The organism is Rhizobium sp. NFR07 (assembly GCF_900111905.1).
Taxonomy (GTDB): domain Bacteria; phylum Pseudomonadota; class Alphaproteobacteria; order Rhizobiales; family Rhizobiaceae; genus Neorhizobium.
In genome coordinates this window covers 102,091-114,829 of record NZ_FOKM01000014.1, presented here as the reverse complement: position 1 = coordinate 114,829, position 12,739 = coordinate 102,091, and the positions used below count along the sequence as shown (strand labels likewise).

Below are 12,739 nucleotides of genomic sequence, written 5' to 3'. Positions count from 1 at the left end.
GCTCAATTACTGCTTCTTGATGTCGAAGATCGGGATACGGGCATCCGGGCGCCCCTCGAAGGTCACCGACTTTGCCTTACCGTAGAGCGCGTCTTCCTGGTAGAGCGGTATGACCGGCACCTGTTCTGCAGCAAGGTCCTGGATCTGGGCGAGAACTTCGCCGCGCTTGGCCGGATCGACAATGGAGCGGCTTTCATCGAGCAGCTTGTCCATTTCCGGAATGGAGGCCGTCGAATAGGGTTCGCCGGTCTTGAAGATGGCATAGACGGCGGCATCAGCGTCGAGGGTCTGGGTCGAGCCCCAGCCGAGCATGAAGATCGGGCCCTTGCGCGGAACCTGCTGGGTATAGACGGACCAGTCGAGAACTTCCTGGTCGATCTTCACGCCGATATCACCAAACTGCTGTGCGATCGCCTGGGCGACTTCACTGTCCTTCATGTAGCGGTGGGTGGACTGCATCTTGATCGAGAAGCCGTTCGGGAAGCCGGCTTCGGTGAGCAATGCCTTCGCCTTTGCTGGATCGAACGTCGTGACGGGCAGATCCTTGTAGCCGAAATCGGCGGCGCCAACCTGCGTTCCGCGCGGCGAAGCCATGCCCTGCAAAATGTTGGTCACGATCGACTGGCGGTCGATTGCCATGTTGAGCGCCTGGCGTACCTTGACGTTGTCGAGCGGCTTTTCGTTCATGACGAGGCCGAGATAGATGGTGAGGCCGCCATTCTTGACCTGCACGAGGTCGGCGTCCGGGCTATCCTTGACCATGGGGGCGATATCGACAGGCACGTTCTCGATCAGGTCGACTTCACCGGTCAGAAGCGCGGTGATGCGCGCCGTGCCGTCGGGGATCGCGCGCCAGGTGACCTTGTCGATCGCAGGCGCGCCGCGCCAGTAATCCTTGTTGGCTTCCAGAATGACATGCTGGTCGGGAACGAATTCGACGAACTTGTAGGGGCCGGTGCCGATCGGCTTGCGAGCAAAAACGTCGTTGCCGACTTCCTTCACGTATTTCGGCGGCACGATATAGGCGGGATAACGACTCATGCGGGTCGGCAGAAGCGGATCGGCGCCCTTGGTCTTGATGCGGACCGTCAGCGGGTCGATGACCTCGACGCTTTCGATCGTGCGGATGTAGGAAACCGTCGGCGACTTCGCGGCGGGATCGATCACGCGGTCAATGGTGAACTTGACGGCCTCGGCATCCATTGCCTCGCCATTGTGGAACTTGACGCCGTCACGCAGCTTGAATTCCCACGTCGTGTCGTCGATCGCGGTCCATCCGGTGGCGAGACCGGGAACCAGCTTCATGTCCTTGTCGCGCATGACCAGCGTGTCAAAGATATTGTCGACAATGGTGGCGCTTTCCTTAAGGAAGCCGGGGTCCATTGCGGTGGTGGAGGCGCCGCGACCGACCACGAGGTCGGCGGCGCTCGCAATCGCCGTGGTGATTGGCAGCAGCATGGATGCCGCAAGGGCTAGAGCAGCAAGTCTTTTCATCGAGCCTTCACTTCCTCTGGAGTTGGTATTTGTTATTGATGGTCACTTCCGCCGAGCCGAACGGCAATACGGTTGTACATAAGCTCAAGATATATGATATATTCTGTGTGAGCAAGATATAGGCAGTTTCAAATCCGTGGTAAAAAACGGGCAAATTTTTCAAGCGCGAGGATCATGTGAGTACGGCTTTCTTCAATGCGGCTCCAAGGAAGAGCCTGGTTACCCATGTCGAAGACGAGATCCGCGCGGCGCTGATAGAGGGTCGGCTTGAGCCGGGAACGCGGCTTGTCACCAAGGATTTGGCCGAATCGCTGGGAATGAGCATCACCCCGGTGCGAGAGGCGCTGGTGCGTTTCGCGGCGTCGGGCGTCTTGACCGCTGAGCCGGCCCAGTCCTTCAGGGTCCCGACGATGACGGTAGCGCAATATTCGGAAATTGCCGAGATCCGAAAGTCAGTGGAAGGACTGGCCGCCTTTAACGCAGCCACCCAGATCAGCGGCGGGGAAATCGCTGAAATGCAGGCCTTGTTGAAGAAATATCTGGTCGCGAAGGCTGCAAAAGATCAGCACCTGGCGCTGACTTTGAACAAGGAATTCCGCTTCGTCCTTTATACAGCTGCCCGCATGCCGACCCTTCTCGGTGTCATCGAGATGCTGTGGCTAAAGGCCGGTCCCGGCTTCAACTATCTCTATCCCGAGGCGCATTCGGCGTCAGGCGAGCATCACAATTACGACGATCTGATGCAGGCCCTCTCGGATAAGCAGGCGGGGGCCGCGCGCGCCGCCATTGAACACGCCATAGAAGATGGCGCCCGGATCGTGATCGAGGCACTGCAGCAGCGTGAAGAGCAATTGGTGGCCGTAAAGTAGATGTCAGGGGCAGGCACCAACAGCAAGACGCGCACCGCCGCCCATTGGGGTGTGTATGAGATTATTCCCGACGATGCCGGAGGTGTGAGCATTAGGAGTGCTGCGGAGGATGGCGATCCTTCGCCGATCGGCCTTCATATGGCATCGGACGCCCTGAAAAGGGTGCGGATCGCGCGACCGGCCATCCGCAGGAGCTGGTTGGAGCACGGTCCCGGCTCCAACCAGCTCCTGCGCGGTCGAGAACCCTTCGTCGAGGTCGAATGGGACGTGGCGCTCGATCTTCTCGCCGGTGAGTTCAAGCGTATCCGCGAGACATTCGGAAACGAGGCGATCTTTGGCGGTTCCTACGGCTGGGCGAGTGCCGGCCGCTTTCATCATGCGCAGAGCCAGGTCCACCGGTTCCTCAACCTTATCGGCGGCTATGTCAGCCATGTCGACAGTTACAGCCTGGGCGCTGGCAAGGTTATCCTGCCGCATGTCGTCTCGGGATTGAGCCCTCTTCTCAATCAGCATACGTCCTGGGACGTGATGGCCAGCAATACCGAGCTCTTCGTCACCTTCGGCGGGATACCGGTGAAGAATGCCCAGATATCGCAGGGCGGTCCGGGCCGCCATCGGGTCGTTGCCGGCATGCGCGGGATGGAGGAGGCCGGAACGCGTTTCGTCAATGTCAGCCCCGTCGGCGACAACATGCCCGTGGAGAGCGAGTGGCTGGCGATCCGGCCCAACACAGACACGGCGATGATGCTGGCGATCGCCCATGTCCTGCATAAGGACGGGCTTGCCGACTTCGCCTTCCTGAAGAGCCACTGCGTCGGCTATGAACGCTTCGCCGACTATCTGACAGGCGCAGCCGACGGAATCGCCAAGACACCCGCCTGGGCATCCGAAATCTGCGGTGTTGCTGCGGGTCGGATCGAGACGCTGGCGCGAGAGATGGCATCGCATCGAACGATGCTCAACATTTCATGGTCGTTGCAACGCGCCGTGCATGGCGAGCAGCCGTTCTGGATGTTGATCACGCTTGCCGCCATGGTCGGTCAGATCGGTTTGCCCGGTGGCGGCTTCGGCGTCGGTTACGGCGCTATGAACTCCGTCGGCAACGACAATATCCGTTTCAAGTTCGGGGATTTTCCGCAGGGGCAGAACCCGCTCAAGACCTTCATCCCCGTCGCTCGCATTGCCGATATGCTTCTCAATCCCGGAAGCGTCTTCACCTATAACGGCAAGTCCCATGCCTATCCCGATATCCGCCTTGTCTACTGGGCGGGCGGCAATCCCTTCCATCACCATCAGGATCTCAACCGGCTGCTTCAGGCCTGGCAAAAACCCGAGACGATCATCGTCAACGAACCCTACTGGACACCGACCGCCAAGCGCGCCGATATCGTATTGCCGGTCACGACATCGCTGGAGCGCAACGATATAGCCGCCGCCAGTGGCGAGGATTTCGTCGTCGCGATGAAGAAGGTGGAAGAGCCCTTCGGTCAGTCCAGAAACGATTTCGACATCTTCAATGCGCTCGCCAGACGCATGGATGTCGACTTTTCCGAAGGCCTGGACGAACAGGGATGGCTGCGTCGTCTCTACGAGGTCTCGCGTGAGAATGCCGCCGCGCAACACATTCAGATGCCGGGTTTCGACGACTTCTGGCACCAGGGCCTGTTCGACCTTGGGCCGCAGGCAAAGCCGATCGTCATGCTCGATGATTTTCGCCGCGCGCCGGCCGAGAATCCTGTGTCGACCCCGTCGGGGCGGATCGAGATCTTTTCCGAGACCATTGCTGGGTTCTGTCTTGCCGATTGCGCCGGACACCCGACCTGGCGTGAGCCGACCGAATGGCTGGGGGCCCGAACACCCGGCGACGGCAGGCTGCACCTCATCTCCGATCAGCCGGTGCGTCGCCTTCACAGCCAGCTGGATGCCAGCCCTCATAGCAGAGAAGGAAAGGTCGCCGGGCGCGAGCCGATCCATATCAATCCCGCCGACGCGGCCGTGCGCGACATTGCCGATGGCGATCTTGTTGAAGTGTTCAACGAGCGCGGCCGGCTGATCTCGGCAGCGGTGGTTTCCGAGGCTATCATGCCGGGCGTGCTGCGACTGTCGACCGGCGCCTGGTTTGACATGGATCATGACGCCCGCATCGAAAAACATGGCAATCCCAATGCCGTGACGCTCGATATCCCTGCATCCTCGCTGTCGCAGGGCTGCAGCGCCCAGACCTGTCTTGTGGACATCCGCAGGCTTGACCCCAAACAAGCAATGCCCGTCCTGGCCTTCGAACATCCGGATTTTCAAGCATGACAGTCAGGCCCGACGTTGTCGGCTTTTATGATGAACGGACCGGAAGCATCCAGTATGTGGTCAGCGACCCGCTGACGAAGGATTGCGCGATCATCGACCCGGTCCTCGACTACGATGAGAAATCCGGCAGCACCACCACTCGGCATGCGGATGCCATTCTCGCTTACATCGAGGACCGGGGCCTCCGGCTACAATGGATTCTCGATACCCATCCCCATGCCGACCATTTTTCCGCTGCTGCCTACCTGAAATCGACGACCGGTATTAAGACGGCGATCGGTGCCGAAGTGGTGAAGGTGCAGGCGCTCTGGCAGACGATCTACAATATGCCCGAATTGATAACGGACGGGTCGCAATGGGACTACCTGTTTGCCGACGGCGATCGTTTCATGATCGGCAATATGGAATGCCGGGTGATGCATTCGCCAGGCCACACGCTGGCGTCGATCACCTATGTCGTCGGCGATGCAGCCTTCATCCACGATACGCTGTTCATGCCCGATAGCGGTTCGGCGCGCGCGGATTTCCCCGGCGGAAGCCCCGAGAACCTCTGGTCGTCGATCGATGCGATCTTGAGTCTGCCCGATGATACCAGGCTCTATACCGGCCACGACTATCGCCCGGGTGGGCGCGAGGCGCTTTGGGAAAGCACGGTGGCGGAGCAGCGCCGGCATAATCCGCATGTGCAGAATGGCCGCGATGAATTTATGGCCTCGCGGACGCGTCGGGACGCATCACTGCCGTTTCCGCGCCTGATGCTGCATGCGCTGCAGGTCAATCTCAACGCCGGCTCGTTGCCGTCTTTGGAAGAAAACGGAACCAGTTATCTTAAAATTCCGCTCAACGCATTTCCAAACGCTGCCTGGTAGAGACTGTGCGGTGCGTGCCGTTGACGAGGAGGCTGGTTTGAGTCGGAGCCCCCGTGGCGCCACTTATTCAAAGGTTTGGCAAGAATGCGAGTCAGCGGTCCGACTGCCAAGTGTCGTTTTCATGAACCACACGAGTTCCTTGGGCTTGGCTGATCTTCAGCTTACCAGCGGTTCTCCTGCACGTAACCGATAAATGCTTTCAGCGGGGCGGGAACGTATTCCTGTCCATGGTAATACAAAAACGGCCCCGTAAAGCTCTGCCAGAACGGTTCAAGGATCGGCACCAACGAACCACTATCGAGAGCCGGCCGCAACCAATCCTCGAACAGATGTATAATGCCGCATCCGTCGATGGCGGTCGATACGGCGAGGTCGATGGCGTTTATGTCCACCGATATCGGACCCGTCGGCTCAATCCTCACCACAGCACCAGCACGTTCGAATTCCCACGCAGCGGGCGCTCCGCTGCTGAGCCGGCCATGCAGGCATGCGTGATCGAGCAGATCCTCAGGTTGTTCAGGGCGTCCGTGGCGTGCCAGGTAAGCCGGTGAGGCGGCAGTGGCAAACCGCTGCCTGGAAGGCCCGATCGGTATAGCGACCATGTTCTTGGTCAGCCTTTCATCGTAGCGAATTCCGGCATCGCACCCCTCGGCAAGTATGTCTACAAATCCGTGTTGTGCCACGACTTCTACTCGGATTTTGGGATAGGCAGCGACGAACCCGGGTAAAATTCTCGGCAGCACAATGCGGGCTACGTTGACCGGTACGTTGAGGCGGATTTTTCCTGCGGGCTCATGACGGTACTTATTGGCGCGGTCCAGAGCGGCCTCCACGTCTGCCATGGCAGCTTGCAGGTGCTCCAGCAAGTGAGCTCCTGCTTCGGTCGTGACCACACTGCGGGTGGTACGATGGAGTAGTCGAACGCCGAGTTGGCTTTCAAGCCGTTTCACCGCACCGCTAAGGCTGGAGGCACTTATACCTGTTGCGACCGAAGCGTCGCGGAAACCGCCTGCTGACGCGACAGCGACGAAGGCCCTAGCTGCGGCGAAGTCGGTAAGCATTGTTCAAATTTCCGTACAGCATGTGACATCATTACCGTATTTTTTGCTCGAATTGAAGCGACTATGTTTCTCGGTGAAGGAGATCAATCATGAACGATACTCGACGCATTGCCATCATCACCGGGGGCAGCAGGGGAATGGGTCGCGACACAGCGATGCGTCTCGCCCATCAAGGTGTCTCGTCAATCATCACCTACAACAGCCGGCGGGACGAGGCTGAAAAGGTCGTCACGGCCGTTCGGGAAGCCGGCGCAGCTGCAGTGGCATTGCAGTTGAACGTTGGTCAGGCAGATACATTTGATCGGTTCGTCACCCAGGTTCGCAATGCACTGGCGCTGCTCGGCGCCAGTCGATTTGACTATCTCGTCAATAACGCGGGAACCTCATCGACAGCGACGCTGCAAAATGGGACCGAAGCAGAATTGGACGCGCAGTTTGCCGTCCACTTCAAGGGCCCTTTTCTGCTGACGCAGAAGCTTCTGCCGTTGATGAACGACGGTGGTCGCATCGTGAATATCTCGTCCGGACTTGCAAGGTTCTCATTTCCAGGTCGCACAATCTATGGACCGATGAAGGCAGCCGTTGAGGCGCTGACCCGGTACATGGCCATGGAACTGGGCGCGCGTCGTATCGCCGTGAACGTTGTCGCCCCAGGCGCCATAGCCACCGACTTCAGCGGTGGGGTCGTGCGCGACAACCCGGAGGTGGCAAAGACTTTAGCGTCGCATACTGCGCTCGGTCGCGTCGGCGGACCCGACGATGTTGGTCCGGTAATCGCCGGCCTTCTCTCTGATAATTTCGGCTGGGTCAATGGCCAGCGAATCGAGGTCGCCGGCGGAATTCACATCTGATCGGCGCCGTCTTGGCGGGTCGTGCTCAGCGCGGCCCGGCTGCCAATAGCTCGCCGCGAAATGCCTCGCCGCGCTATGCTGGTCGGCGCACGTAATGACAGGTTTCAAAGCCCGTCGCAGGAGCGTTTGATTGAGAGCGCCAATATGGGATGCGGACGTTATCACTTAAGTTTCAGTGCTTTGGAGTCAACTGCTTTACAATTCGTGTGTCCAGCTCCCATCAAAATCTAGACGTCCTGATTGCATATTTTCGCCTGATTGACGAGGTCGAAAAGACAATTAGTCAACCGACAACGATGGACTGTCTCATGCCGTAGGCGCGCGATAAGGGCCATACATTCCGTGACGATTACGCCCAAGTGAAGCTCACTCGGAGCTCTGAATTAAGGCTGGCTTAGAATGGCTCCCCGGCGACGCCGGACGTCATCATTCGACTAATGAGCCGTTGAGACGCTGGTCGACGAGCGTCAGCCAGTATCGGACACCGTGAACGATCGCATCGTCGTTGAAGTCATAAGCGGGGTTGTGCAGGTCGGCGCTGTCCCCGTTCCCGAGCCACATGAATGCGCCGGGCCGCTTTTCCAGCATGTAGGAGAAATCTTCCGAACCCATCGTCGGCGGATAGTCATCGTCGACATTAGCATCCCCGGCGACCGCCTTGGCTGCCGCCACCGCGAGCTTGGTCTTGGCCGGGTCGTTGACGGTGACCGGATAGCCCGGCCGCCAATCGATTGCGGCTTCCGCCGAAAAGAGCTTTGCCGTCATCGCGACGACGTCACGGAAGCGTGCTTCCACGGCCGCGCGGGTCATGGGCCGCATCGTGCGTATCGTGCCGCCGATCCTGACGGACGCCGGAATGACGTTGAGGGCCTTCTCGCTGCCACCTTCGATGAAGGTCAGTGACAGGACGACCGAATCCAGAGGATCGACGAAGCGCGAGGGAATTGTCTGCAGCGCGGCGATCATCTGTCCCATCACGATGACCGGGTCGTGGCTGAGATGCGGCAAGGCGGCGTGCCCGCCCTTGCCGTTGATCGTCACGACGAAACGGTCTCCACCGGCCATGATCGGACCGCTACGCGTGGCAAAGGAACCGACCGGAAGCCCGGGTTCGTTATGCATGCCGTAGACTTCCTCGATGCCGAAGCGTTCGAGAATGCCTTCCTCGATCATGACCCGGCCGCCCGCGCCACCTTCTTCGGCCGGCTGGAAAACCACAACCACCCTTCCGGCAAACTCGCGATCGTCGGCAAGCTTCTTGGCTGTCGCCAGCAGCATGGCGGTATGGCCGTCATGCCCGCAAGCGTGCATCATGTTTTCCACCTTGGAGGCATAGGGCAGGTTGGTCTGCTCCGCCATCGGCAAGGCATCCATTTCCGAGCGCAGGGCAATTGTACGGCCCGGCCCTTTATTACCGTTGATCACGGCGACCACGCCGGTCTTGGCAATGCCACCCACGACCTCGTCGCAACCAAACTCCTTGAGCTTCTCCGTCACCAGCGCCGCCGTCTTCGGCAGGTCGAACAACAATTCGGGATTCTGGTGGATCGTTCGGCGCCAGTCTTTTGCTTCATCGGCAAGCGCGGCAAGGGAAGGGGCGTCAAAGGTCATGCTGGCTCCAAGGTTTCAGACGGATGCTACCGTGCGGAAGGGCGAGCGATCCGGATCGGGATCTGGCATCGCATTGAGCAGCATGCGTGTATATTCGTTTGTCGGCCGCTCGAAGATATCGGCAACCGGGCCACTTTCAACCAGCTTTCCACGATAGATCACCGCGACGTCGTCGCAGATATAACGGATGACGCCGAGATCGTGGCTGATGAAGAAATAGGTTAGGCCCAGTTCTTCCTGCAGCCTGTGCAAAAGATTGAGGACGTCGGCCTGAACCGAGACGTCAAGCGCCGATGTCGGCTCGTCGAGGATGAGGAATTCCGGCTTCACCGCCAGCGCCCGGGCAATACCGATACGCTGGCGCTGGCCACCGGAAAATTCGTGCGGGTAACGGAACAGATGCTCTGCGCGCAGACCGACCTGCAGCAGCAGTTCCAGCACGCGTTCGGTGCGCTGACGGGATGTCATCGGCACGATATCGCGATGGATGACCAGCGGCTCGGCAACGATGTCATGGATCGTCATGCGAGGATCGAGCGAGGCGTAGGGGTCTTGGAAGACGATCTGCAGGCGGGCGCGCAGGCGTCGCATTTCAGCCGGCGCCAACCTGGCTATGTCGGCGCCTTCATAGAGGATGTTGCCGGATGTCAGCGTTTCCAGTTTCAGGATGCAGCGCGTCAGCGTTGTCTTTCCGGAGCCGGATTCGCCGACGAGGCCGAAGCTCTTTCCCCTTGTCACCCGCAGGCTGACATCGTCGAGTGCCTTGAACCCCTCGGCCTGGCCGAACAGACCCTTGCGCTGGCCGGGAAAGATCTTCGAGACGTTGTTGATCTCAAGCATTACTGAACCTCCGGCATGACGCCGCCAAGGCCGCGGAGTTCGCCGCGTTTGGTATGGGCTGTCGGAATGGAATTGAGGAGTGCCTGCGTATAGACGTGAGACGGCTTTTTCAGCACGTCCGTGACAAGCCCGCGCTCCAGAATGCGGCCGCGATACATGACGGCGACATGGGAGCAGATCTGCGCCACGACGCCGAGGTTGTGGGTGATCATCAGTACGCCGATGTTTCGCTCCGCCACTAGGTCGTGGATCAGCTTCAGGATCTGCGCCTGTACGGAGACGTCGAGCGCCGTTGTCGGCTCGTCGGCAATCAAGAGGTCGGGCTTGCCGATCATCGCCATGGCGATCAGCACGCGTTGACGCATGCCGCCGGAAAACTGGTGCGGATAGTCGTGAATGCGCTCCGCTGCCTTCGGAATGCCGACCTTGTCGAGCATTTCGACGGCCACGCGTTTTGCCGCCTTTTTCAGGTCGCGGGACGATGCGCCGGGTTCGAGACCCAGCACGGTCGGGTCGGCATGGCCGGCATGCAGCGCCACATCGACCAGCTGCGTGCCGATACGGAAAACCGGGTTGAGGTTGGTTGTCGGGTCCTGAAAGATCATACCGATCTTGCGGCCGCGCAGAGCACGCATTTCCTTCTCTCCGGCTTTCAGTACATCGCGGCCTTCGAACTCGATCGAGCCCGCAAGATAGCGGCCGGTTGCCGGTGGGATGAGGCGCGAAACGGAGAGACCGGTCAGCGATTTTCCCGAGCCGGTCTCGCCGACCATGCCCCAGATTTCGCCGCGTTCGACCTTGAGATCGATGCCGTGCAGGATCTGCGTTTCACCTTCGAAACTGCGCATGGAAAGGTTGAGGTTCTTGATGTCGAGGAGTGTCATGCCGTCACCTCACCGCCGCGCCTTGGGGTCCATGACGTCGCGCAGACCGTCGCCAAGGAGGTTGAAGGCAAGAACCGCCAGGAAGATGGCGCAGCCGGGGAAGACCGCCGTCCACCAGTAATCCGGCATGTCGGCGCGAGCGACGGAAAGCAGCGTGCCCCATTCCGGCGTCGGCGCCTTCACACCGATGCCGACAAAGCCGAGCGACGCGACGGTCAGGACGGCAAAACCCATGTCCAGCGAGGCCTTGACGATGATCGGCGACATGATGTTGGGCAGGATATGGCGGCCGAGAATGCGCGGCCAGCTGGCGCCGAGCGCCTTTGCGGCGGTGATGAACTGCTCTTCCTTCTTGCCGATCACCTCGCCGCGCACGAGGCGGGCATAGGCTGGCCACCAGGTGATGGCGATGGCGATGATCATGTTGGTCACGCCCGTCCCGAGTGCTGCGGCGACCGCCATGGCGAGGATCAGGCTCGGGATCGTGAGCAGAAGGTCGGTGATGCGCATCAGGATTTCGTCGATCCAGCCGCCGAAATAGCCGGCGATCGCTCCGACAAGACCGCCGACCACGATGGCGATGATGACCACCGCAAGACCGGAGAACAGTGACACCTGTGAGCCGACAAGGACGAGCGAAAACACGTCCTGGCCGAGTGCATTGGTGCCGAACCAGAAGTCTGCGCCGGGCGCCGTGAAGCGGGCGGCCGTGTTGGTGCCGCCAGCGACATGCTCGGGATGCGGCACGATGAGCGGCGCGAACAGTGCGACGGCGACGAGCATCACGACGATCGCGAGGCCGATGACGGAAAGCCAGCTCTGGCGGAAGCGGTAAAAGGCGCGAGCCCAATTTTCCAGCCGTGCCGACTGGTCGCGCTTGGGGAGCGTGGTCGGGGTGGAGGTCATGTGTAACGAACCCTCGGGTTGAAGACGCCGTAGAGCAGGTCGACGATCAGCATGGTGACGAGATAGATCATGGCGATGACCAGCGTGACGCCGATGACCGGCATGAAATCCTGGGAAAGGATCGCCTGCGTGGCATAAAGGCCAAGACCCGGCCAGTCGAACACCGTCTCGACCAGAACCGTGCCACCGAGCAACCAGGAGACGTAGAGACCGATGACGGTCAGCGTCGAGGTCATGGCGTTCTTCAGCACGTATTTGAACAGGATTTTTGTGTTGGAAATGCCGAGCGCCCGTTCGGTCATGACAAAATCCTGCTGCAGTACCTCGATCGTCGACGCGCGCATCATGCGCATGATGGTCGCCAGAGGGGAAAGCGACATGGCAAAGGCGGGGAGAGCGAGGTGCTGCAATGCAATCGTTAGCGAATACCAGTCACCGGCGACAATGGAATCGATCGTATAGATACCGGTAGGGCCTTCCGGCGGGATCTCGATCAGTGGGAAACGGCCCGAGAGCGGCAGGATGTCGAGCCAGGAGACGAACATCAGCTGCAGCAGCAGGCCGAGGAAAAAGCGCGGCATGGCGATGCCGCCGAGTGCCACCGTGCGGGTCAGGTAATCGACAACACCATTGCGATAGACGGCGGCTGCAAGGCCGAGCGGAATGCCGAGCACGATGGCAATCAGCATGGCGGCTGCCACCAGTTCCAGTGTCGCCGGCAGGAAGGTCATGATGTCTTCGAACACCGGGCGGCGCGTGAAGATCGAAACACCCCAGTCACCCTGAACCAGCCCCGTCACGTAAGCCCAGTATTGCTGGGGCAGCGATTTATCGAGGCCGAATTCCTGGCGCACGCTTTCGATCACGTCGGGCGTGGCATTGGGGCCGGCAGCAAGCGCCACCGGATCACCGGGAAGAAGGCGGGCGATGGCGAAAACGATCATCGTCAGCCCGATCAGCATCGGGATCAGAAGAATGAGGCGTCTCAGAGTGTAAAGGATCATGGGCGCTTCCGGTGGTCAGTAGTTTGGGTCGATCGCATGAGGATGA

At 60.0% G+C, this 12,739-nt stretch carries 11 protein-coding genes; 4 read left to right on the top strand and 7 right to left on the bottom strand.

Going from position 1 to position 12,739, the window contains the following annotated elements; translation table 11 throughout:
- Window positions 1–6: 6 nt before the first annotated feature.
- Complete coding sequence (locus tag BM216_RS25260) at window positions 7–1,494, bottom strand: ABC transporter substrate-binding protein (RefSeq protein ID WP_093001987.1); 1,488 nt, start codon at window positions 1,492–1,494, stop codon at window positions 7–9.
- Between the two features lie 176 nt (window positions 1,495–1,670).
- Here BM216_RS25260 and BM216_RS25255 point away from each other — a divergent pair, with 176 nt between their 5' ends.
- From BM216_RS25255 to BM216_RS25245, 3 genes are read left to right on the top strand one after another with little or no spacing between them, the layout of a single operon-like run.
- Window positions 1,671–2,363 (top strand): FCD domain-containing protein, encoded by a 693-nt coding sequence (locus BM216_RS25255; protein ID WP_210217067.1) that lies wholly within the window; start codon window positions 1,671–1,673, stop codon window positions 2,361–2,363.
- A complete protein-coding gene (locus tag BM216_RS25250) occupies window positions 2,364–4,667 on the top strand; it encodes a molybdopterin guanine dinucleotide-containing S/N-oxide reductase (protein WP_093001986.1) in 2,304 nt (767 codons plus the stop codon).
- Window positions 4,664–5,536 carry an MBL fold metallo-hydrolase gene (locus BM216_RS25245; RefSeq protein ID WP_093001985.1) on the top strand — a complete coding sequence of 291 codons (873 nt, stop codon included), beginning with the start codon at window positions 4,664–4,666 and terminating at the stop codon, window positions 5,534–5,536. Before BM216_RS25250 ends, BM216_RS25245 begins: the two co-directional genes overlap by 4 nt.
- Before the next feature lie 161 nt (window positions 5,537–5,697).
- Here BM216_RS25245 and BM216_RS25240 read toward each other — a convergent pair whose 3' ends face one another.
- Window positions 5,698–6,597, bottom strand: coding sequence for a LysR substrate-binding domain-containing protein (locus BM216_RS25240; RefSeq protein ID WP_093001984.1), 900 nt, complete (start codon window positions 6,595–6,597; stop codon window positions 5,698–5,700).
- An 89-nt stretch (window positions 6,598–6,686) separates the two neighbouring features.
- Between BM216_RS25240 and BM216_RS25235 the strand changes: the two genes are divergently transcribed.
- Entirely contained in the window at window positions 6,687–7,448 is a 762-nt protein-coding gene (locus BM216_RS25235; RefSeq protein WP_093001983.1) for an SDR family NAD(P)-dependent oxidoreductase, read from the top strand.
- Window positions 7,449–7,874: 426 nt separating this feature from the next.
- Here the strand turns inward: BM216_RS25235 and BM216_RS25230 are convergent, their stop codons facing one another.
- From BM216_RS25230 to BM216_RS25210, 5 genes are read right to left on the bottom strand one after another with little or no spacing between them, the layout of a single operon-like run.
- On the bottom strand, window positions 7,875–9,059 hold the full coding sequence (locus tag BM216_RS25230; protein ID WP_093001982.1) for a M20 aminoacylase family protein: 1,185 nt from the start codon (window positions 9,057–9,059) through the stop codon (window positions 7,875–7,877).
- Window positions 9,060–9,074: 15 nt separating this feature from the next.
- Entirely contained in the window at window positions 9,075–9,899 is an 825-nt protein-coding gene (locus BM216_RS25225) for an ABC transporter ATP-binding protein (RefSeq protein WP_093001981.1), read from the bottom strand.
- Window positions 9,899–10,783 carry an ABC transporter ATP-binding protein gene (locus tag BM216_RS25220; RefSeq protein ID WP_093001980.1) on the bottom strand — a complete coding sequence of 295 codons (885 nt, stop codon included), beginning with the start codon at window positions 10,781–10,783 and terminating at the stop codon, window positions 9,899–9,901. The genes BM216_RS25225 and BM216_RS25220 overlap by 1 nt, the downstream gene beginning before the upstream one ends.
- Before the next feature lie 9 nt (window positions 10,784–10,792).
- Complete coding sequence (locus BM216_RS25215; RefSeq protein ID WP_093001979.1) at window positions 10,793–11,689, bottom strand: ABC transporter permease; 897 nt, start codon at window positions 11,687–11,689, stop codon at window positions 10,793–10,795.
- Window positions 11,686–12,693 (bottom strand): ABC transporter permease, encoded by a 1,008-nt coding sequence (locus tag BM216_RS25210; protein WP_093001978.1) that lies wholly within the window; start codon window positions 12,691–12,693, stop codon window positions 11,686–11,688. The genes BM216_RS25215 and BM216_RS25210 overlap by 4 nt, the downstream gene beginning before the upstream one ends.
- Between the last annotated feature and the right edge of the window lie 46 nt (window positions 12,694–12,739).

Excerpts from the sequence above, each read along its gene's own strand:
- BM216_RS25260 (WP_093001987.1), bottom strand. The coding sequence starts at position 1,494 with ATGAAAAGACTTGCTGCTCTAGCCCTTGCGGCATCCATGCTGCTGCCA.
- BM216_RS25250 (WP_093001986.1), top strand. The coding sequence starts at position 2,364 with ATGTCAGGGGCAGGCACCAACAGCAAGACGCGCACCGCCGCCCATTGG.
- BM216_RS25245 (WP_093001985.1), top strand. The coding sequence starts at position 4,664 with ATGACAGTCAGGCCCGACGTTGTCGGCTTTTATGATGAACGGACCGGA.
- BM216_RS25240 (WP_093001984.1), bottom strand. The coding sequence starts at position 6,597 with ATGCTTACCGACTTCGCCGCAGCTAGGGCCTTCGTCGCTGTCGCGTCA.
- BM216_RS25235 (WP_093001983.1), top strand. The coding sequence starts at position 6,687 with ATGAACGATACTCGACGCATTGCCATCATCACCGGGGGCAGCAGGGGA.
- BM216_RS25230 (WP_093001982.1), bottom strand. The coding sequence starts at position 9,059 with ATGACCTTTGACGCCCCTTCCCTTGCCGCGCTTGCCGATGAAGCAAAA.
- BM216_RS25225 (WP_093001981.1), bottom strand. The coding sequence starts at position 9,899 with ATGCTTGAGATCAACAACGTCTCGAAGATCTTTCCCGGCCAGCGCAAG.
- BM216_RS25220 (WP_093001980.1), bottom strand. The coding sequence starts at position 10,783 with ATGACACTCCTCGACATCAAGAACCTCAACCTTTCCATGCGCAGTTTC.
- BM216_RS25215 (WP_093001979.1), bottom strand. The coding sequence starts at position 11,689 with ATGACCTCCACCCCGACCACGCTCCCCAAGCGCGACCAGTCGGCACGG.
- BM216_RS25210 (WP_093001978.1), bottom strand. The coding sequence starts at position 12,693 with ATGATCCTTTACACTCTGAGACGCCTCATTCTTCTGATCCCGATGCTG.